This window comes from Providencia sp. PROV175, from assembly GCF_032707045.1.
In the GTDB taxonomy this organism is placed as follows: domain Bacteria; phylum Pseudomonadota; class Gammaproteobacteria; order Enterobacterales; family Enterobacteriaceae; genus Providencia; species Providencia hangzhouensis.
The window spans coordinates 4,200,246-4,222,565 of sequence record NZ_CP120533.1 but is presented as its reverse complement, the minus strand read 5'-3'; the positions used below and the strand labels follow the sequence as shown (position 1 = coordinate 4,222,565).

At 40.3% G+C, this 22,320-nt stretch carries 18 protein-coding genes; 10 read left to right on the top strand and 8 right to left on the bottom strand.

Features of this window, described 5'->3' with window-relative positions; all coding sequences use genetic code 11:
- Nucleotides 1–9 precede the first annotated feature (9 nt).
- From uvrD to P3L44_RS19260, 4 genes are all read left to right on the top strand, one after another.
- Nucleotides 10–2,172 carry a DNA helicase II gene (uvrD, locus tag P3L44_RS19275; protein WP_272662161.1) on the top strand — a complete coding sequence of 721 codons (2,163 nt, stop codon included), beginning with the start codon at nt 10–12 and terminating at the stop codon, nt 2,170–2,172.
- Between the two features lie 194 nt (nt 2,173–2,366).
- Nucleotides 2,367–3,131, top strand: a complete 765-nt coding sequence (locus tag P3L44_RS19270; RefSeq protein WP_272662160.1) for a hypothetical protein — start codon at nt 2,367–2,369, stop codon at nt 3,129–3,131.
- A gap of 253 nt (nt 3,132–3,384) precedes the next feature.
- Nucleotides 3,385–3,969 (top strand): 2OG-Fe(II) oxygenase, encoded by a 585-nt coding sequence (locus P3L44_RS19265; RefSeq protein ID WP_272662159.1) that lies wholly within the window; start codon nt 3,385–3,387, stop codon nt 3,967–3,969.
- Nucleotides 3,970–4,160: 191 nt separating this feature from the next.
- Nucleotides 4,161–4,436 (top strand): hypothetical protein, encoded by a 276-nt coding sequence (locus P3L44_RS19260; RefSeq protein WP_272662158.1) that lies wholly within the window; start codon nt 4,161–4,163, stop codon nt 4,434–4,436.
- Between the two features lie 82 nt (nt 4,437–4,518).
- Here P3L44_RS19260 and prfH read toward each other — a convergent pair whose 3' ends face one another.
- Both prfH and P3L44_RS19250 read right to left on the bottom strand, forming a co-directional pair.
- On the bottom strand, nt 4,519–5,130 hold the full coding sequence (gene prfH, locus P3L44_RS19255) for a peptide chain release factor H (RefSeq protein WP_140171852.1): 612 nt from the start codon (nt 5,128–5,130) through the stop codon (nt 4,519–4,521).
- A complete protein-coding gene (locus P3L44_RS19250; RefSeq protein ID WP_272662157.1) occupies nt 5,130–6,263 on the bottom strand; it encodes an RNA ligase RtcB family protein in 1,134 nt (377 codons plus the stop codon). Before P3L44_RS19250 ends, prfH begins: the two co-directional genes overlap by 1 nt.
- A 527-nt stretch (nt 6,264–6,790) precedes the next feature.
- On the opposite strand from P3L44_RS19250, the gene P3L44_RS19245 reads away from it, so the two are divergent.
- Complete coding sequence (locus tag P3L44_RS19245; RefSeq protein ID WP_110591039.1) at nt 6,791–6,934, top strand: Hok/Gef family protein; 144 nt, start codon at nt 6,791–6,793, stop codon at nt 6,932–6,934.
- Between the two features lie 147 nt (nt 6,935–7,081).
- Here the strand turns inward: P3L44_RS19245 and P3L44_RS19240 are convergent, their stop codons facing one another.
- The 4 genes from P3L44_RS19240 to P3L44_RS19225 all read right to left on the bottom strand — a co-directional run bounded on the left by P3L44_RS19240 (nt 7,082) and on the right by P3L44_RS19225 (nt 12,707).
- A complete protein-coding gene (locus P3L44_RS19240) occupies nt 7,082–8,800 on the bottom strand; it encodes an amidohydrolase (protein WP_272662156.1) in 1,719 nt (572 codons plus the stop codon).
- A gap of 101 nt (nt 8,801–8,901) precedes the next feature.
- Entirely contained in the window at nt 8,902–10,254 is a 1,353-nt protein-coding gene (locus P3L44_RS19235; RefSeq protein ID WP_272662176.1) for an APC family permease, read from the bottom strand.
- Nucleotides 10,255–11,184: 930 nt separating this feature from the next.
- Nucleotides 11,185–12,078: an EamA family transporter RarD gene (rarD, locus tag P3L44_RS19230; RefSeq protein WP_272662155.1), complete on the bottom strand. Its 894-nt coding sequence runs from the start codon at nt 12,076–12,078 to the stop codon at nt 11,185–11,187.
- Nucleotides 12,079–12,236: 158 nt separating this feature from the next.
- The gene (locus P3L44_RS19225) at nt 12,237–12,707 is read right to left on the bottom strand and encodes a thioesterase family protein (RefSeq protein ID WP_096864355.1); all 471 of its coding nucleotides are present in this window, start codon (nt 12,705–12,707) and stop codon (nt 12,237–12,239) included.
- 155 nt (nt 12,708–12,862) lie between these two features.
- Here P3L44_RS19225 and pldA point away from each other — a divergent pair, with 155 nt between their 5' ends.
- The 5 genes from pldA to P3L44_RS19200 all read left to right on the top strand — a co-directional run bounded on the left by pldA (nt 12,863) and on the right by P3L44_RS19200 (nt 18,595).
- The gene (gene pldA / locus P3L44_RS19220; RefSeq protein WP_272662154.1) at nt 12,863–13,756 is read left to right on the top strand and encodes a phospholipase A; all 894 of its coding nucleotides are present in this window, start codon (nt 12,863–12,865) and stop codon (nt 13,754–13,756) included.
- A gap of 110 nt (nt 13,757–13,866) precedes the next feature.
- Nucleotides 13,867–15,693, top strand: coding sequence for an ATP-dependent DNA helicase RecQ (recQ, locus tag P3L44_RS19215; protein ID WP_140171846.1), 1,827 nt, complete (start codon nt 13,867–13,869; stop codon nt 15,691–15,693).
- 20 nt (nt 15,694–15,713) lie between these two features.
- Nucleotides 15,714–16,709: a lysophospholipase L2 gene (pldB, locus tag P3L44_RS19210; RefSeq protein ID WP_140171845.1), complete on the top strand. Its 996-nt coding sequence runs from the start codon at nt 15,714–15,716 to the stop codon at nt 16,707–16,709.
- A 13-nt stretch (nt 16,710–16,722) separates the two neighbouring features.
- The gene (gene yigL / locus P3L44_RS19205; RefSeq protein WP_094962476.1) at nt 16,723–17,535 is read left to right on the top strand and encodes a sugar/pyridoxal phosphate phosphatase YigL; all 813 of its coding nucleotides are present in this window, start codon (nt 16,723–16,725) and stop codon (nt 17,533–17,535) included.
- Between the two features lie 256 nt (nt 17,536–17,791).
- Entirely contained in the window at nt 17,792–18,595 is an 804-nt protein-coding gene (locus P3L44_RS19200; RefSeq protein WP_004906030.1) for a tetratricopeptide repeat protein, read from the top strand.
- Between the two features lie 3 nt (nt 18,596–18,598).
- On the opposite strand, the gene P3L44_RS19195 is transcribed toward P3L44_RS19200, so the two are convergent.
- Complete coding sequence (locus P3L44_RS19195; protein WP_094962477.1) at nt 18,599–18,937, bottom strand: hypothetical protein; 339 nt, start codon at nt 18,935–18,937, stop codon at nt 18,599–18,601.
- Nucleotides 18,938–18,945: 8 nt separating this feature from the next.
- Complete coding sequence (gene mscM, locus P3L44_RS19190; RefSeq protein ID WP_272662153.1) at nt 18,946–22,287, bottom strand: miniconductance mechanosensitive channel MscM; 3,342 nt, start codon at nt 22,285–22,287, stop codon at nt 18,946–18,948.
- Nucleotides 22,288–22,320 lie beyond the last annotated feature (33 nt).

The window sequence follows — 22,320 nt, the reverse complement described above, 5'->3', positions numbered from 1 at the left end:
ATGGTAACTATGGACGTCTCTTATCTGCTTGAAGGCCTTAATGACAAACAGCGCGAAGCGGTTGCCGCCCCGCGTACCAATTTACTTGTCCTTGCGGGGGCAGGTAGTGGTAAAACTCGGGTGCTAGTGCATCGAATTGCATGGCTGATGTCTGTGGAAAATGCTTCCCCATTTTCAATTATGGCAGTGACGTTCACGAACAAAGCGGCAGCAGAAATGCGCCATAGAATCAATCAATTGATTGGTACTAGTGAAGGCGGTATGTGGATAGGAACATTCCATGGCTTAGCGCATCGTTTATTACGCCAACATTATATGGATGCCAATTTACCGCAGGATTTTCAAATTCTCGATAGTGATGACCAATACCGTTTAATTCGTCGCTTACTTAAGGCGATGAATTTAGATGAAAAACAATGGCCGCCACGTCAGGGCATGTGGTACATCAACGGTAAAAAGGATGAAGGCCTTCGGCCTCAACACATTGAAGCCTACGGTAATCCCGTTGAAGCAACATGGCTAAAAGTATACCAAGCTTACCAAGAAGCCTGTGACAGAGCCGGACTGGTGGATTTTGCTGAGCTATTATTACGAGCCCATGAACTGTGGTTAAACAAGCCCCATGTACTACAGCATTATCGTGAGCGTTTTACGAATATTCTCGTCGATGAATTCCAAGATACCAATAATATCCAATATGCATGGATCCGTGTACTCGCTGGGGAAACTGGCAAAGTCATGATTGTTGGTGATGATGACCAGTCAATCTATGGCTGGCGTGGTGCTCAAGTCGAAAATATCCAGCGTTTTCTCAATGATTTTCCTGGTGCAGAAACTATCCGCCTCGAACAAAATTATCGCTCGACGAATAATATATTAAAAGCGGCGAACGCATTGATAGCGAATAACAGTGACCGCTTAGGGAAAAATTTATGGACAGAAGGCGGAGATGGTGAACCCATTTCCCTCTACTGCGCTTTTAATGAGTTAGATGAAGCACGTTATGTGGTTGGGCGCATTAAACAATGGCATGAAAATGGTGGAGCCCTACAAGATTGTGCCATGCTGTACCGGAGTAATGCACAGTCTCGTGTATTAGAAGAGGCGCTCATCCAAGGTGCTATGCCATATCGTATTTATGGTGGGCAACGTTTCTTTGAACGCCAAGAGATTAAAGATGCACTTTCTTATTTAAGATTAATAGCAAATCGTAATGATGATGCTTCCTTCGAGCGGGTGGTCAATACACCAACACGTGGCATCGGAGATAGAACATTAGATACTGTTCGCCAAACTGCACGGGATCAACAACTAACATTATGGGAAAGTTGTGAGTACTTACTTCGCGAGCAGGTGTTGGGAGGTCGGGCAGCCGCTGCAATTGAGCGTTTCTTAGAATTAGTCGATGCATTAGCTAAAGAAACCCAAGATATGCCATTGCATGTTCAGGCTGATCGAGTGATTAATGACTCAGGCCTTCGAGCGATGTATGAACAAGAAAAAGGTGAAAAAGCACAGGCACGAATTGAAAACTTGGAAGAGCTAGTCAACGCGACTCGTGACTTTAGTTATCAAGATGAAGACCAAGACTTAATGCCACTGCAGGCTTTTCTTTCTCATGCAGCATTGGAAGCAGGAGATGGGCAAGCGGATGTCAATCAAGATGCGGTTCAATTGATGACTTTACATTCAGCTAAAGGTCTAGAGTTTCCTGTTGTATTCATTGTGGGAATGGAAGAAGGTATGTTTCCAAGCCAAATGTCGATGGATGAAAGTGGTCGTCTTGAAGAAGAGCGCCGCCTTGCTTATGTCGGTATTACCCGAGCAATGGAAAAACTGACTATCACCTACGCTGAAAGTCGTCGTTTATATGGCAAAGAAGTTTATCACAGGCCTTCTCGTTTTATCGGTGAGCTACCAACCGAGTGTGTTGAGGAAGTTCGTTTGCGAGCGCAGGTTTCAAGACCAGTTAGCCATCAACGCCTTGGTACCCCGATTAGCCAAAATGATTCGGGTTATGCATTAGGGCAGCGTGTAGTTCATCCTAAATTTGGAGAAGGCACGATTATTAACCTTGAAGGTAGTGGGGAACACTGTCGTTTACAAATCGCTTTCCAAGGCCAAGGAATTAAGTGGCTGGTGGCTTCTTATGCACGGCTAGAAATGCTGTAGATCTCAATTCAATATAGTACCGCGAAGAATTGCGGTACTAATCCACAAATAAATATAATAGAAATTATATAATACTGAATAATGTATTCTTGATTTTATAATTTAATGATATATTTAAAATGTTTGTTTTTTATTTTAACTTGCGATAACCTTTATTTTCAATTTTATTAAGTTAATTAATGGAGATTATTCATATGGAAAATGAAATCTTTGCAAATATAAATCAAAATATAGATCTGGTTAGGTTGAAAATAAAAAGAATTAATGAGCTATTAAATGATGTTGATAGTAGTGCTAATAAATCAATAGAGAGAATAGATTCTGTTCGTGAGGATTTGTTAGTCTCTAAAAGGCGTGATGCTGATAAAATAAATAGCACTATGAATACGGTTGAGATTAAAATAAATAAAAGTCTATCTGAGCAGTATGAGAAAGTTAAACAAGTCTCTAATATGTTATTAAATCAGGAGGCTGCACTTACTAATTTGAAAGAGGAAGATTGGCAATACAGTCGATTTGAAGCTGATATATATATTAAGGAAGTCAATCAAGATTTGCAAAATAATGAAAGTTGGAATAGACCTGAAAATAATTTCAAGAAAATAGATTTTGTTAATCATGGTGGGTTACGGGGCAAGATTTTTACACCTATTTCTAGTTTTAATATAAAAAGTAATGAGTTAGCTAAAGAGATTTATGAAGTTGAAATGTTAATGAAAGAAATGAATCGAGAGCGCTTAAATATTGAATTAGATTTTTTAAAGGGCATGAAAACACCGAAATCATCACTTACTCAACGTCAACAGCCAGATACACTTGCTGAACAAATTGTAGGGCTCAAGCCAGCTTATGAGAGTAATGCTTCATCAAGTATTGATGCCCCTATATTGGATCAAAAACCCATCATTCAAATTAAAGGTTGCGTCGGAAGAACAGCAATGTGTGGAGTAACACACTAAAGATATCATTTTGCTAATTGGTTGAGGGGGCTAACTGGTTACCGTTAGTCCCCTTAATTAATATCCTCTCGAGGAGGAAACTTGTTGAGCATCAATATAATAGATGGCGCTCGAGAGCCTGCATTTAGAAATACCTACTTTTAGGATTAATCATCGATATAGTTGTTGAATCATCAAGATTCACGTTTTTTATTTTAATTTTTCCCGACAATAAAGTATAAAATCTTACCTAATAACCATTCTTATATTTATCATGTCTATCAATAAACTCATTGATTCACTTTCCTCACAAGGTTGGTATGTGTGGAACGATTTTCTGACCTTGTCAGATATTAAAACGATAAAACAATGCATACCAAACACATTGCAAGATGCACGCATTGGGCATGGAGACTCATTACAAGGTAATAAAGCTGTTCGTGCTGACCAAACTATTTGGCTAGAGCCTGAAATGGGGGCACCTATCACCCATTATCTCGATAAAATGGAACAGATAAGGCAAGAGTTAAACTGCCAGCTTTATCTAGGGCTACGTGATTTTGAAACGCATTTCTGCCGTTATCCTAATGGTGGGTTTTATAAAAAGCATCTTGATAACCCAAGAGGACAAGGGCGTCGTAAGGTGACTACTGTTTTATATATGAATGAAACATGGCAAACAGGAGATGGCGGTGAACTTGTTGTTTACGATAAAGAAAACAATCAACTGTTTGAATTAGAACCCCGGGCTGGCCGCATGATTTTTTTCATGTCTGAAGAATTTCCACATGAAGTGCTACCGACTCAGCAAAAACGAGAAAGTATCGCAGGCTGGTTTTTAACAGAAAAATTACTCTAATCCGTTCAGGCTATTACCACCTCTTATTGAGGTGGCTGATAGAGATTCTTCCATATTTATAATATCTAATTAATATTAGAATATTTTCTTTAAAATTTAAGATTAACTCTATTCAATTTAACTTGTTTTAATCGGTTATATCAGCCATTTTACTTGTGATTTTTCAATGTACATATAAAAGGAGCTTGTAGATGAACAGCGTTGATAAATTTGGTTATGGTGATAAGCAGATTCAACAAGGAATGAGTATCATGGAATATGAAAAACAATTAGAAACAGCATTTAATAGCTTAATGAATAAAAATAAGGGTGATATTGTACCTATTAATTATGATGTTGATTATTCGTCACTAATACAAACAACAAATTGTTTTTCTTCACAAAAAGAATATAGTTTTATCATTGAACCAAATTATTATATTGCTGAATTTCAATTTAATAATTCAATGTGTTATTTAGTGAATTAAATATTGTCTGGGTAGTAAAGCACAAAACAGTAAGGTAGATATCTTAAATTATATACCACCTCTTATCTGAGGTGGCATTGTTTTATTTTAAACGTTTAAATTCATTTCCTGAAAAAGTAATTACAGCGTTTCCTCTTTCAATTTGATAATGGGAATGATGACGTTGTTGATCCAGTTCATTAAGTTGCTGCGATTGATGTTCATTCAATTTCCATTGAATTAACTGTTTCGCAAGCTTTTTGTTAGCGTGCTGGCTGCGTTCAGATTGCACTTTGACAGTGATACCCGTAGCGACATGTTTTGCTCTAACCGCAGACGAGGTTTTATTAACGTGCTGCCCTCCAGCCCCCTGTGCTTTAGTAAATTCAAACTCAATTTCACTCTCTTCAATTGGTTTAATGGGAGAGAAACGGGTGACACTCAAAAACCAATTTTTACGTTTATGTCGTGGCCTAATTTGGCTTTGGCACTGCCATTGAATAGTGCCAGTCCATTTTTGGGATAGTATTTCTGCATTCTCACCTTCCAATGAAATTAAGGCAGATTTCAGTCCGTAGCGTGATGGAAAAAACTCAAGTGTATCGGCAATGACTGAAAGCTTTTTAGCCTCTTGGAAAAAACAAGCAAGTGCTTTTTCCACCGCTATGCAACATTCTTCAGGCCCCTGCGCAGAGGAAAACTGTAATAATATCATTAGCAATCTCTACTGGTTTTATAGGTTATAACAGGTTTAAGGCGTGCAACAACTTGGATGATGCCAATATTCACCATGCTTTCAATTACAGTATCAATAGATTTATAAGATTGAGGGGCTTCTTCGTAAATCAATTGTTTGTTTGCGCAGATAACACGGCTACCTAATACCGTCCTTGATAATTGAGTCGGTGTATATTTATGTGATAAACGCCCTTTACACTCAGCCCGCATCCACCTCCGTCCAGCTCCATGAGCAAGAGAATTCAGACAAACTTGACTTGGTTGTGGAGAAACGAGATAACTGTAATCACCTCGAGAACCAGGGATAACGACTAGCCCGCGATCTGATGGTGTCGCTCCTTTTCGATGTATCCACCCTTCAGTACCATTGATTTTACAGTATTCAACTAGGTTATGATTAAGATCGAGTACGAGTTTTCCCTTTGATTTTACTTGTTGCAGCATACGTAAACCGATCATTTGCCGATTTAGTTGGGCAAAATCCAATGCATTCTGATGAGCTTCCAGATAATCTTTTGCATCTTGAGTATTGTCTATAAGTCCATCATGACTATATTTTTCTACATGTTGGCGAAGGATTGATTGGCCTAAGCCACGAGAGCCACTATGCACTAATAACAGTAATTGTTGTTTATTTAATCCACATATGCTGAACAATTCTGGATTTAATATTTCATCAACGCTCTGAAATTCAGCAAAATGATTTCCGCCACCAATAGAACTTAATGATGACATAAAGTCATGTGATTGCATGTTATTTGGAACATGCTCTTCAAGCCATGACAAAGGCGCATGATCTGACATTTCAGAAAGTTGTTTTTCGAGTTTATCGAGGTTAACTTTCGATTTTTTAATATCAGTTTGGAACAGCGCCATTCCACAACCGATGTCATTACCAACTAGCGCAGGATAAAAGCGCTTGGTTGAGAAAAATGCCGCACCAATTGGGTATCCACGGCCTGGATGTAGGTCAGGCATGCCAACAACAGAGACCATATTAGGTAAGTTTGCGGTTGTTTGTAACTGTTGGATTGCTTTACTTTCAATCCATGTTGATTCTGTGGCGATATAGCTGACTTGCTGATCCACAGTATGTAAGGTATTGCCCATAAGCTATTAACTCATTTTTAATTGAAAAATAAGGTGAATTAGCAGGCAAAATTAAGAAAATAGATTAACTAACGAGAGTGGCTATTTCTGAGTGTGCCCGCAAAGAGTTTGATTAATTGTTGTCATGGTAAACCTCCTTGCAGTTAGTAGATGAATATAAAACGCTACGGATACTAACGGTAACTTTTTTCTTTTGCAAGGGCTATTTTAAAGATAGCCGATTTTTAGCCTTTTTCTTAAACCAATATATAAAATCAATATGTAAATTAATTAATATTATACGAACTAATAATTAGATAATTAAATTTATATTTTTATTTATTCCAATGGAATTGAGCGTGAGTGAAATATAAAAGTTTGCTATCATTTGGGCGGGTGCTTGAGCCTTTCTGGTTCAAGCTTATTATATTGGATAAAATGTTTGGATTAGAAATGGAAAAGCCCCGTTAGTTATTATTAACCAACGAGGCCCAAACCTAACCGAACAATTAGGATTGTGCCTCTTAACTATTAAGAGGTCAAGGGAAATGAGCAAGTTCGCAGTGATTGCGTTTGTTTCGGCGTGTATTACCGTGTTCGGTATTTCACTATTAATGCGGGATAGGCTTTGCCTAATTGTCATTAGTCATGGAAATACAGTTGTTCAAACAACATTTTCTTACGAAGAATAATGTTGCTTTACGAGGGAGTTTATTCCCTCGTAATTTCCCGATTTAATTGTGAGTATTCAGGTTTGGAATTAAGTGCCCAATTAAAAACACCCCAAGATATTATTGAATCTTTGGGGTGTTTATTTAATTAGTTATCTAAATAAATAATTAAGCAATATGTACAGTTTTTCCACCAATAATTGTACGTAATACTTTTACATTTTCAATATCATCAGCAGGGATCTCAAATACATTGCGATCTAGCACGATCATATCAGCAAATTTTCCAGCCTCTAATGAGCCGAGTACATCTTCACGGTGCTGTGCATAAGCAGAGTCAATGGTTGCAGAGCGCAAAACTTCAATTACCGTCAAATCTCGGTCATTATCGAGTCTCGGTGCTTTTTGGCCATTAATATCGTGGCCACGGCGTGTCGCTGCGACTTTTAAATCATACCACTCATCGAAATCATCGATTGGCCAGTCACTACCAAATGCAACAACCGCGCCAGCATCGACAAATTTAGCGATGGGTTCAAGTTGCTCAAAACGTTCATCACCGAGCATTTTTTTCTCAAAAGCCGCTAGCTCTGGAGTTGGGGCTGCCCACTGGAAAGATAAACAAGCGATGGTTTTTAAGCGCGCAAAACGGGCGTAATCATCCGCATGGACTAGTTCATTGTGAGCTAGTCCTGGGCGAATATCTTTTTCTGGGTGCGCTGCTCGCATTTTTTCAATCGCATCTAATACGATGGAAACGGCACCTTCACCAACAGTATGCAAGTGAGGGTCATAGCCTGCTGCGGCAATTTTTTCCATTAATTCATCAAGAATTTCAGCTGTGAAATACAGATCACCATAGTTATCCGTTTCTACCCAATTAGGCGTGTCATCTGTGCCTTGATTAATGCGGTATGGCTGCAATAACGACGCTGTCATTGTTGGAAATTGCATGACACCATCAACAAACATTTTAATATTATTCAAGCCAATACCTGGGGTTGGTGTCCAATCAGCTTGGTGCCATTTTTTGGCAAATGCAACGGCTTTATCCACGGCTGCCGCTACTGAAGCAACATCTGGTGTTTCATCGGGGGTGATTTCACGAGCAGCTTGGAAACGGATCGTAAGGTCACCACGTTGCTGTAATTGAGAAAAGGCTTCAAGCTGTTGTTCTGAAACGCGGGCGTCCATCACCATAGTCACACCTTGCTGGTTAAGTACTTTCTGTACTAATTCAGCAACTTCAATTGCTTGGTCGTCACGAATTGAAGGAATGCTATCGGCAGCACGCATAGCGGGTGCATCTTCAAGGATGCCATTCAACTCACCGTTCTCGTATTTGCCAATTTTACCATCAGGTGGCTCAGGCGTGTCTTTAGTGATACCAAATAGTTCGAGAGCACGGCTATTGGCTAGCAATGTATGGCAGTCATTTGAAAATAATACGACAGGGCGTTTTGTATTGAGCTTGTCCATATCTTCACGATACATATCAACACCCGCCGGGATCATTCCTTGACGTAGCCATGCAGTGACTTTGAGCCAATCATTTTCCCCGGTACGAGGATCTTTATCGAGGTGATCTTGTACACGCTCTAAAATTTGCTCGATAGTTAACGATTCATAATTTAAATGACAACCGAAGAGTTGAATACCGCCCCAAAAAGGGTGCATATGACCATCAATGATACCAGGCATCATCATTTTGCCTTCGAGATCGATACTCTCTGTTTCAGGGCCAACATACTGATGAAGTTCATCAGAAGTGCCTGTGGCAAGAATGTAACCATCACGAACAGCAACCGCATCGACAACGCGATTTTTATCATCCGCAGTATATATATAACCGTTAAAATAAATAACGTCAGCTAATTGATTATTCATTGTAAACCGTCTGTATCAGTGGTGCTTTGGTGGCACCAGAGCTAAAAAAACAACGGGGAAGGCAAGTGCTCCCCCGTAATCATTTATAAGACTTGAAATGCTTAGTTAATAATCATTTCAGTTTCATCGTCAGAGATTGCAGGTGGACGACGAGTAAAACCATGGGTCAGCAGTGCTAAGTAAATTGCCCCTGCGGCTAGCCACCATAAACCCACTTTAAAGGCTTCGCTATCAAGGCTTGTCCATAACCATAATGTTAGGATAACACCAATAGAAGGCATAATCAGGCAAGTGATAATTTTTGTATTATCCAGCGGTGCTTTACGGTCAATGTAAAAATGTTTAATGACCGATAAATTCACAAAAGTGAATGCAATTAAGGCACCAAAACTAATCATTGAGGCGACCATGCTGAGTGAAAGCACTAATGAAAGCAGTGATGCTAACGCAACAAAGATAATTGAGTAAACCGGTGTATTGAGTCTTGGATGCAGATAAGCAAACAGCGAACGTGGTAACACGCCTTCACGGCCCATCGCATAGAAAATACGCACAATACTGGCTTGTGAGGTCATTGCCGAGGCAAATACACCGATAACATAAGCGGTGATAAAGCTAGAAGCCATCATCGCACCACCAACTTGTTTCATTACCGCAAGGCTAGCAATATCTGTGTTAGGAATGAAATCTTGCCATATCGGGTAAACCAAGTGCGCACCATAGGAAATGATGACAAATAGCGTACCTGCGATAAACACGGTGTATAGAATCGCTTTTGGTAACGCACTACGTGCATCTTTGGTTTCTTCTGCCATGGTGGAGATCGCATCAAAGCCAAGGAAGGCTAAGCAGAGTACCGCTGCACCAGCAAATAACCCTGATACTTGTTCTGACATTACCGTAATAGGTGCTAATAAAGCATCAGTATCCAATACAAATGAAGTTTTAAAACTCAAGTATAGGAACACTGCGATAAATACAAATTGCATTAAAATGATTAGCATATTCATTGAGGAAACTAATTTAATTCCCAAAATATTCATAATGCTAACAATTGTGATGGTACTGCAAATAATCACATACATTGGGATATCGGGGAACGCTTCATGAACAAAGATCCCAATTGCAATGTAGTTAATAATTGGCAGAAAGAGATAGTCGAGCAATTGTGCCCAACCCACTAAAAACCCGAGTGTGCCGCCAAAGGTTTTTTGCACGTATGAATAAGCAGATCCTGAAAGAGGAAGTGCGCTTGTCATGCGGCAATAGCTCATGGCGGTAAAAAAGACGGCAGCTAATGTAATTAAATAAGCGATAGGCAGATGGCCCTCACTCAATACAGTTACTTGTCCATAGGTGGTGAAAATTCCGAGTGGCACCATATAAGCCAGCCCGAAAAAAACTAACGCAGGAGTGGTCAGTACGCGTTTCATTTGAACGGTATTCTGTTGCATTTTTAAGCCCTTCCCAAAAGCCCTTAACAACGTTAACTCTGTCTGAATGCACAGGCCGAGTGAACCTAAAATGCAGCCGTACTCGTCATACTTCGAATCACAACGTCGTTGGCTTTGCTCGCTCGCACTAGTCACATACTTTTGTATGCTCCTAGCGACTCCCTTGCTTGCCGCCTAGTTGTATTTTCGAATTATTTAGAGCCGTACTCGTCATACTTCGAATCACAACGTTGTTGGCTTCGCTCGCTCGCACTAGTCACATACTTTTGTATGCTCCTAGCGACTCTCTCGCTCGCCGCCTAGTTGTGTTTTCGAATTATTTAGAGTCTTAACGCTACATGGTTGTATTAAATTAAATCTTAGAACCGTCTGCATTCAATTTCAGAAAACCTCGCACCAGGACATTTTTAAAATGAAATGTCATCGTGCGCACTTTAATGAAACGTCAGTGATGAATCGGACCATCACCATCCGCTGGGGTGAATACAAGCGGCGTACAATATAATTACCAAGTTCCTATTAAGCAATCATTAATTGAAAAAAATAAACAACTACTTTTATTTCAAAGAGTTGTTTGATGGATGTGTTTATTAATTGAAGTGGATTTAAGATAAGTTAAATGATAGCCATTATGTATAGAAAATCAAGATGAATTTTTTCTGTTTAACTTATTGATTTTATGTGATTAAATTTATTTTGTTACAATTGCGTATATATAGATAAGAACAAAAAGATTTAAATTAATTTTAATTTATCATGTGGTAGATAAAGAATTTACTACTTAATTAAATAGCCTATTTGCATTAATTAAATTAACTATTTGAGTTCCATATAATGAAACACCGACTTCGTTTAGAATATAAAACGAGAGTCGGTATTTAATATTAACGCTATTTACCGGCTATCTGAGTTTCTGTAAACAGTTAGCCATTATTTTTTTCTCAGTTTCTGCTGGGTATATAATGCATCTAATGTAAATAAAATTAATGCAACCCAGATAAACCCAAAAGTGACTAACAATTCAGGTGTCATAACTTCACCGTACATAAAGACGGCGAGTAAGAACATAATACTTGGCCCCATATATTGGAAAAAGCCTAGCGTTGAAAGCCTTAAATGGTTAGCGGCTTCTGTAAATAGTAACAGTGGCACTGTAGTAATTACCCCGGCAGCAATCAGAAGTGCATTCAAATGCCAATCATTCATTGCCATATCACTCGTTGGACTATCTGCAAAAAATAATAAGAAGATAATCCCGACAGGAAGCAGCCAAAGTGTTTCGAATGTCATTCCTGTTTGTGCGTCGACCCCTAATTTTTTACGTAATAATCCATAGGTGGCAAATGTAACAGCTAAACTTAGCCCAATCACAGGCACTGAGCCAAATTGCCAAAGCTGGATCAATACACCTGTTAGTGCAAGACCAACAGCAGTCCACTGCATGCGGCGAAAACGTTCTTGTAAGAATAGCATTCCAAACAGTACGTTAACTAGTGGGTTAATAAAGTAACCTAAGCTAGCTTGTAGCATATAACCATTATTAACTGCCCAAATATAAATTAACCAGTTACAAGCAATTGTCGTTGCCGTTACACCAAGAACTAATATTTTCTTTGGTTGCTTTAGTACTTGGCGAACATAACTCCAATGCCGTGAAACTGTTAATAATAAAATCATAAAGAAAAATGACCAAATAATACGATGAGTCAGAATTTCTTCTGCGGGCACTTCTTGGATGCTTTTAAAATAAATAGGTGCGACACCCCAAATAAAATAGGCGCCTAAGGCACATAACACGCCTTTGGTAGTATTTTGCTGGCTCATTGTTGGCTCTGAAATTGAATTAAAGACTAAAAAGATACTTATACAGAGAGACCGAGCCGATTTAAGCGGCTCGATTTTTGATACCACTAATGTGACATTGCTCAGGTTTTTTTACAAGTTATTAGTTTAGTAGGTGACTAATTATTTATATTTTATTTCTATCCAACCAGATAAGTTGCCGTTGCTGTTGCAATATGCTGGTTGTTTTCGTTATGAAGCTCGCAGCGGGTCACGGCTATTTTATTGCCGTCTCTTAATAAGCTAGCACTAGCAGTAAAAATTTGCCCTCGACCGGGGCGTAAATAATCAACTCGTAAGTCGATTGTCCCCATTCGGGACATTTTATCGACAATCTCGGTGTGGGTTAATGGATTAATACGCTGCAAAATACGATTGATGCATACCATCCCCCCTGCAACATCTAAAACCGAAGCGATCACACCGCCATGTAAAATGTTCTGAGTAAAATTACCAATTAATTGTTGACGATTTTCAACGGTAAGTTGAACAAAATCATCATTTAAACTCATTAATTTAATACCAAGTAGCTGGTTAAATGGCATTTTATAAATAAATGCATGGCTCATTAAGTCACTGGCTTCTTCTAAAGTATAAGTACGGTCATTCATCGTTTTCATCCTTTAAAAATATGTGAATGACAAGTTAACATTGTGTGTAAATTATGTCTCTAACAAACGAATGAATAATCTTTCAACCGTTATTCAGTTTTGTGTGTAAAATAGGACAAACTTTTTTTGGACGATGTTGAAAATAGGAGTGACTAATGCGCGCTTTACCGATTTTGTTAAGTGCAGTGCTCAGCTTTTGGTCTGCTTCACTGTTTGCGACTGAAAATACAAGTATTCAGCCTGAACAAGATGTCAAAAATACCCTACCAATACGTGGAAGCATCATTTCAGGGTTACTACAACACCACGATAACCCATTTGTGTTGTACCCGTATGAATCGAATTACATCATTTATACCTATACATCCTCGATAAATAAAGACGCCATTTCTAGCTATAATTGGGGTGATGACGCGTTAAAGGATGAAGTTAAATTTCAACTAAGTTTAGCTTTTCCTTTATGGGCAGGTATTGCGGGTGATGACTCAATTTTAGCTGTTTCTTATACTCAGCGTTCTTGGTGGCAGCTAAGTAATAAAAAAGAGTCTTCACCATTTAGAGAAACTAACTATGAGCCTCAAGTGTTTGTTGGCTGGTTAACCGACTACCAATTTGCGGGTTGGACGTTACGTGAGTTTGAAACGGGCTTTAACCATGAGTCAAATGGGCGTTCAGAACCGACTTCTCGTAGTTGGAACAGGGTTTATGCAAGGGCAATGGCGCAAAATGGTAACTGGCAAGTTGATCTCAAACCTTGGTACCGCATTCATGAAAGTGAAGGGCGTGATGATAATTCTGATATTACCAAATATATGGGTTACTATCGCTTAAAAGTAGGGTATGCGTTGGGAGACAGCGTGTTTACTACGACTGGGCGCTATAACTGGAATACAGGGTATGGTGGTGCAGAATTGGGGTGGAGCTATCCAATTAGTAAACATGTGCGTTTTTATACCCAGTTGTTTAGCGGATATGGCGAGTCGATGATAGACTACAATTATCGCCAAACACGTTTTGGTATCGGTGTTATGCTAAACGATATGTTGTAATGGAAGAAAAACTCAGTTCTCTATTTTGTTCTGAGTTGCATACCAAGTCATAAATCAACAACTTCGCTGCTCAATTGGGCAGCGACTTGTTTTATCGATTGAGGAAGTTTGTGTCCACTGCTTGCGTCATTAACCAACTTTCATTGGCTGAACATGTGCTCAATAGTACATTCGGCTATCAGTCATTTCGCCCAGGGCAAGATGCCGTCATTGGGGCTATTTTGGATAACCGTGATTGCTTAGTGTTAATGCCAACAGGGGGGGGAAAATCCCTTTGCTACCAAGTTCCTGCTTTAGTTAAAGAAGGTGTCACACTGGTCGTTTCGCCATTAATATCATTAATGAAAGACCAAGTTGACCAATTAAGGTTACATGGGGTTAATGCTGCGTGTTTAAACTCATCGCAAACATCACAAGAACAACGTCAAATCATGGAACTGTGCAGTCAGGGGGAAATAAAATTACTGTATGTTGCTCCTGAACGGTTGTTAACTGATTATTTCTTAAGCCAATTAGCAGGATGGAACATCACCTTGCTAGCAGTGGATGAAGCCCACTGTATTTCCCAATGGGGACATGATTTTCGCCCTGAATACCGCGCACTAGGCCAATTACGGCAATCATTACCTAATGTACCCGTGATGGCGTTAACCGCAACTGCGGATGAAACCACACGTGCAGACATTATTCGCTTATTAGAGCTACATGAGCCATTAGTCCATGTGAGTAGCTTTGATAGGCCAAATATTCGTTATACCTTAGTCGAAAAATATAAGCCTTTAGATCAACTTTGGTTTTTTATTAAAGGGCAAAAAGGAAAAGCGGGTATTGTTTATTGTAATAGTCGCAGTAAGGTTGAAGAAACGACAGAGCGCTTGCAAAAGCGTGGCTTAAGTGTTGCGGCATACCATGCAGGGTTAGACGCTGCCCAACGGGAGTGGGTACAAGATGCATTTCTAAAAGATAACCTACAAGTTGTCGTGGCGACAGTGGCTTTTGGGATGGGAATTAACAAATCAAACGTTCGGTTTGTCGCTCATTTTGATATTCCGCGTAATATCGAAGCGTATTATCAAGAAACAGGGCGGGCAGGTCGTGACGGTGTTGAAGCCGAAGCCATTTTATTTTATGACCCAGCAGATATGGCATGGTTACGTCGTTGTCTTGAAGAAAAGCCAGCGGGTATGCAGCAAGATATTGAACGACATAAGCTGAATGCTATCGCCGCTTTTGCTGAAGCGCAAACCTGCCGTCGTTTGGTGCTACTCAATTATTTTGGTGAAAATCGCCAGCAGCCTTGTGGCAATTGTGATATTTGCTTAGACCCACCAAAACAGTACGATGGGTTAGTGGATGCGCAAAAAGCGCTGTCCTGTATTTATCGTGTTGGTCAGCGCTTTGGTATCGGCTATATTGTAGAAGTATTACGTGGTGCGAATAATCAGCGTATCCGCGACTTAGGTCATGACAAGCTGCCTGTTTACGGTATCGGTAAAGAACAAAGTAATGAACATTGGGTCAGTGTGATTCGCCAACTGATCCATTTAGGTATGATCACACAGAATATTACGCATTTTTCAGCGCTTCAATTAACTGAGGCTGCAAGGCCAATATTACGGGGTGAAGCGACACTGAAACTCGCAGTTCCGCGTGTTTTAGTGGTAAAAAGCCGTAATCAACAAAACAAAATTTATCATGGCAATTATGATAAAAAGCTCTTTGCTAAACTACGTAAATTGCGTAAATCCATTGCAGATGAAGAAAATATTCCGCCATTTGTGGTGTTTAATGATGCAACATTGATTGAAATGGCTGAGCACACCCCGACTTCACCTGCCGAATTACTGTTAATCAATGGTGTTGGCGAACGCAAACTCGAACGTTTTGGAGTAGCATTTATGGCGCTTATCCAAGACCATCTTGAAGGTTATGAATGAATAGATAAGGAAACTGCAGGATGACGCCTGAAAACCTAAAAGAGAGTTGGCTGAATCGAGAAACTCAATTTTCTGCTTTTACAAATGGCCCGCTTTTAGATTTCTGGCAACATCGTGAAGAATCTCAATTCGTGGGAGTTGATGATATTCCCATTCACTATGTCCGTTTTATTCATCCAAAACATCATAAAGCGATTGTCATTTCACCGGGGCGCAGTGAAAGTTATGTGAAGTACCCTGAAGTGGCTTATGATTTTTATCATTTAGGCTATGATGTGTTTATTATTGATCATCGTGGGCAAGGGCGATCAGGGCGCATGTTAGCGGATCCTCAAAAAGGCCATGTTGAAAAATTCACTGATTACATTGACGATTTTGAAAAGTTCATTGAGATTGAGGTTAAATATCGGCATTATCCAAAATGTTATGCATTAGCTCACTCAATGGGGAGTGCTATCTTAGCCGGGTATTTGTTGCGAGATCACGTCATTTTTGATGCTGCAACCTTATGTGCGCCGATGATTGGAATTAATCTACCGATGCCTCGTTGGATGGCGAGCTTTATTGTTGATAGGGCCGAATCTCGCGAAAGTGTTCGTAATGACTACGCGGCTTCTACTGGGAAATGGCAGCCGTTACCTTATTTAATCAACGTATTAACACACAGCCCGGAGCGTTATCGGCGTTACTTACGCTATTACGCCGATTATCCCGAATTGCGCTTAGGTGGGCCAACTTACCATTGGTTACGTGAGAGTTTTGTGATTGGCGATGAGCTAATTGCGAGAGCGGGAGAAATTGATGTACCACTGATGGTGTTGGAAGCCAGCGAAGAAAAAGTGGTCAGCAATAAAGAGCTACAAGCTTTTTGTCAAAGCCGACAAAAAGCGCAAATAGGACGAGAAGAAAAATTACCTCTCATCATTGAAGGGGCACACCATGAAATCCTATTTGAAGTGGATGCATTAAGAGCGATGGCGCTTAATGCTATCTGTGATTTTTTTGAGCAGTATTAGTTAGGGTTTGAATATGAAATATCCTGTAGTTGCTTCCGATTTGGATGGGACACTGTTATCTCCCAATCATGATTTAACGTCTTATACAAAAGACACCTTGAAACAGCTAGTGACTTCCCAAGATGTGCATTTTGTGTTTGCAACAGGCCGTCATCATGTGGATGTTGCTCAAATCCGTGATGGTTTAGGCATCGATGCGTATATGATCACATCTAACGGTGCACGGATCCATAATACCCGCGGTGACTTAATTTTTGAGCACAATGTTGATCCTCAAATAGCTCATGAATTGTGTTTGATGGAATTTGATAACCCTGAACTTATCACTAATTACTACCATGGTGATGATTGGTTTATCAATCGGGAAAGCCCTGAACAAAAAGAATTTTTTAAAGAATCGGTATTTAACTACCAGCTGTTTGACCGCCATAATTTTGTCACTTCTGAAGTCTGTAAAGTTTACTACACCAGTGAAGATCATGACCTGCTGGTGGATTTACAGCAGCGCATTCAAGCACGCTGGCAAGATAAAGTGAATGTAACGTTTTCATTGCGTAGCTGTTTAGAAGTTATGGCTGGTGATGTTTCTAAAGGTGAGGCTCTGAAGCAAGTTGCGGCACTACATGGCTATACACCGAGTGATAGTATTGCTTTTGGCGATGGCATGAATGACAAAGAAATGCTGACTATGGCTGGAAAAGGCTGCATCATGCAAAATGCTCATCAATTGCTAAAAGATGCGTTACCACACATGGAAGTCATTGGTTCGAATAGTGATGATGCTGTTGCTCGTTATCTGAGAAATAAATACCTTAATAACGCATAATGTATTTTGTTATTTGAAATAGAGGAACCAGATAGGCAATATGTTTATCTGGTTTTTTATTATCTCAATTAGATGAAAAACGTAAGTTCCCATAGCGAAAATACAGCGAAACGTGCTTTTTGTGAAATTTAGGCCACTTTTCCTATTTTTTCTGACAAAAAGTAAATTTAAACTAGGGGGATGAGTGTTTCGGTCGATATTAATGGATAGCACTGTTTTCACAGGTTGCATATTGCACTGTTGAGGGTTCCTTAGGATGAAAAAAATTGCGTTAGCACTGTTGTTAGGCTCGATTTGTTATAGTTCTGTTTTAACCGCTAAACCTACCACTGCGCCGGCACCGGCGACAGCAGCACAAGAACCCTCGATTGAACAAATTACGCAGTTAGCACAAAAAGGTGATCCTAAAGCTCAATTTCAGCTAGGAGAGCGTTATTTTAAAGGTTTAGGTGTTTCTCAAGATTCTAAAGCAGCGGCTGAGTGGTTTATTAAGGCGGGGAACCAAGGGAATTCAGATGCACAGTTTCGCTTAGGTACGATGTTTGTAAATGGTTTTGGTGTGCGTCGTGATTATGACAAAGCGATGCTATGGTATGAACAAGCAGCGGCTCAAGGTGATACCCGAGCTGAAACCAACATGGCTATGATGTACGCACAAGGCTTAGGTGTCAGTCAAAACCTAGAAAAAGCGGCATTTTGGTTTAGAAAAGCAGCGCAAGGCGGAAATATACTTGCTCAATTCCAAATCGGCCAAATGTACTCGATTGGGAGTGGCGTTGATTTAGATGACGAGAAAGCAGTGTTTTGGTTTAGAAAAGCCGCGAAACAAAAGGATGCCAAGTCTCAAGACCGCTTAGGTGTCATGTATTCTGAAGGACGTGGTGTGAAGAAAAACTTGCAGCAAGCCTACGCATGGCTTGCAACTGCGGTGTACAGCGGCAACGCAGAAAGTCATCGTCTACAAAATAAGATTGCGGCTCAGTTAAGCCCTGAAGAATTACAGCAAGCACAAAAATTAGCGGAAGGTTATATTAAATCGTATGGTTTTAAAGCCAGCTAATGATTAAGCAGATGTGTGGGATACGATTTTGTATCCCACCAGTATGACAACAGATAATACAAGATAGCACCAAGAAAGCCGATAAAAACGATTGTTTCCCCAGCCTCGACGAATAGCTAGCTGTTGCTGTTGTGATGATAGCTTGCTACAAAGTACACGAAACCCAACGATATAAACCGCACAATACACTTGCCAAAGGTACAGTGTATTAAATGCAAAAGCTTTCCCAACAATTAATAAGATAATTAATGGAATTAAAAAGAATAAAATCGACCCAACACGTTCAAGTTGGGCGATCCTCAACATCACTAATTCGTCTTTTTCATTTAATTGTAATGGCATAATACGGCTTACAATTCCCCTGACTTACGACTAGGATTACGCCCTGAAAGATTGTTTGTCGCACTTTGCAGAGAATTATCACGGACATCCACCCTTGCTTGGAATGGTGGGAATGGCAAGGTAATTCCTTGTTCAGCAAAGGAAACTAAGATGTTTTGGTGAATTTCATGGCGCGCAGGTAACCGATGGCCCATTTCAGCGGCATAGACACGTAATTCAAAAATCTGTATACCTTGTTGTAAATCAACAAGGTATACTTCAGGTGCTGGGTTATCTAAAATCATCGTAGAGCGTTTGGCTGCACGTAAAATGGTATCTGTCACTAATTCACTATTGGCATCAGAAGGTGCAGGAATAGTCATGACAATACGTGTGATCGTGTCAGACAGTGACCAGTTAATAAATTGTTCAGTAATAAATGCCTTATTTGGCACAATAATTTCTTTTCTATCCCAGTCTGTCAGCGTAGTGGCACGGGTGTTGATCTTGGTAATACTCCCAGTCAAGTTACGGATAGTTACTGTGTCTCCAATCCGGATCGGTTTCTCAAATAAGATCATTAACCCTGAGATAATATTGGCGAAAATTTCTTGTAAACCAAAACCAAGCCCGACCCCCATTGCCGCAACAAGCCATTGCAGTTTTGACCACTCAATTCCTAACATAGAGAAGCCAACAATGGTCCCTATAATAGTTATCGTATACTTTGTTAATGTGCTAATGGCGTAACCAGTACCGGGTGTTAAATCCAAATGTTGGAGTACGGCCAGCTCAAGCAAAGCCGGTAAGTTACGAACCAATTGTGCGGTAACGATAATAGTCAAAATGGCAATGAAAATAGACCCCATGGTGATAGGTTGTACGGTATCAACGCCATTAACCGTTGATGTCACATCCCATAAGCGAATATTTTCAAGAAAAGAGAATGCGGTATGTAGCTCGGACCACAGCCAAATCAATGAGACCAAGGCAATCATGGTTAAAATCGAACGAACTAACCCAACGGATTGGGTACTGATGGTATCTAAGTCGATAACCTGTTCTTCGATATCAATATTTCCTTCACTACTGGCGTTTGCTTGCTGGTTATCGTCCTCACCTTTAGCACGTTGAGCTAATATCTCAGCACGGCGTTGTTTCGCACGCTCGAAGGCTAATTTACGGCGCTGCATTGACATCCAACGACGGATCGTATGATAAACGATAAGGATAACAAACCAAATGGCGACAGAGGTTTCTAAACGAGCAAGCAAGGCCTGTGAAGTTGAAAAATAACCTAAAATGGAGAAGAACCCAGCAACGATAGGTGCGAGTAATATCATCCACCACAATGCTTTATTAACAATATTCTCACCGGAGCCATGTCTATCTAAGTAGAGAGGGATTTGTGAGCGGCGTAAGTTGTTGGTAATTAAGCTAAGTGCGACACATAAAAAGATAAAGCATAAGCGGCCAATACTAGCTGCAAATTCCCTATCGCTATAATGTTCAAAGGTAATAATTGCCATCACGAGTGGAACGATGACAAAAATCGCCATTCGGTAATAACGCATCGCACGTTTAACAGAATCTTTGTCCCAACCGAAGTGAGAAATAAATAACCCAGTAGGGCGAGAAAAGGTTTCGCTGATCATAAACAGCCATAGTAAAGGTGTCGTCGCACTGACACCATAACCTATCGCCGCGGCCATGGGATATTGCCATGCACTTTGTAAGCCATAACCGATGGCTGACCACATCATAGGGAGAGGAAGAGCAACAATTATTGACCAAAAAATAGTTCGAATGGTTAAGTAAAACCGGTCTTGTGTCACCTTACCAATCCGTAAACTGGATCGGTCAAGAAATGCTTGGTAGTGCTTGCGAGTGCTAATACTGAAAATGACTAATGCTATCGAACCTAAAAGATACAAAAATGTATCTTGTGTTGTCAGCATAACACGCAGAGCACCGGCCAGTTGGGACAAGGTATCCAGAGAAAGTAATTGAGTAATATCCGTTACTAACATGACAGGATAGCTGATGCTTATTGGCGGAACATCTGCGACCCAGAAAAGATAACGGTTTGAAGCATCTTTGACTTCTTTTAATGCATCGGTCAATTGCCCAGTGGCGACATTGAGCTTTGTTAGCTCCAACATTTCAGCATCTAGACCTGAAATTAAAGAGGTTAGTAGCTCACGGCGGGTTTTAATCAATGACTGATAAACTTGTACTTGAGCTGTATTGAGCTCATGCTCGCTTTCTTGCTTGGTTGTATCTATTTTACTTAGCCTATCGAGGCTATCTTCATAATTTAAGCGTTGAACGCGTAAATCTGCCATTTCCCGATCAAGCTGCTGGCTCTTTGGAATATCAGGCAAACGGGAGAGTTGTGTTCTGAGCGCTTCCCCTAATGTACTTGAGCTGCTGATCCACTGAGCTTGCTCGCGAATAGTTGTGAGCGCTTGTCGAGCATCGCGGATACTCGTTGAAATTTCAGCTTGGCTATTGGTGATTGCGCTCATGCGCTGTGCCTGAGCGGTTAATTCCTGAGACATTTTACGGTTAATATCAAGCTGCTCAGTTAAAAATGGGGTCAGTTCACCTTGCGCAGCCAACATCTCGGTATGTTCTAACGCTAAAATTGCTTTTTGTTGGCGTTGGGTATTTTGGAAATCACGCAGGTTTTGTAACTCAAGTTCCATACGTTGATAGCGTTTTTTGTATAACTCCAACGTAAGGCGTGAGATTTCTTGGCGGTTATTGGCAGAAAGCTGCGCCATTTCCAGTTCATTAACTGTTGATTTGCGAGCACTTACTTCGGCTTGAGCTAACGTGTACTGGGCATCGGCTAATGGCGTTGAGGGTGTACTCAGAGACTGAAAGCGCGAAGAGGCTTCAGTGAGTAAGCGTCTAGCTTCAGAAAGTTGTTGTGGCAGAATACTTAGTGATTCACTGATTTCGCGGCCTTTATCTTGCTCTTGCTGAGTTAAGCGGCTTTGATCGAGTAATTGGCTGCTAAGCTGAATAATACGTTGTTCAAGTTCACCTAAGCTGATACCCACAGGTATTGGAGCTGGTTCATCACTTTCATTGAGGATTTTTTGTCTTATTTCTTTGATAATTCTAGGGAAGTTATCAATGGCTTCTTGATAAGACTTGGCCTTTGCATCGGAATCACGTGTTTCACTCATCCAATTCAAAGCACCCTGTAATGCTTGTGCTATCTCTGCATCTTTGGGGTTGGTACTTGACTCAAGTTGTTTGAGCTCCTGCTTAATCTGTGCTTCATCCTGCGCTGCAGTCGGTGCTGCAACGGAAGAAAAAACGATTAACAGGCTAAGAAAAAAACTGATAATCACACGCACAGTGAGGAGCTCCTTCAAGGGATAATAATTTAA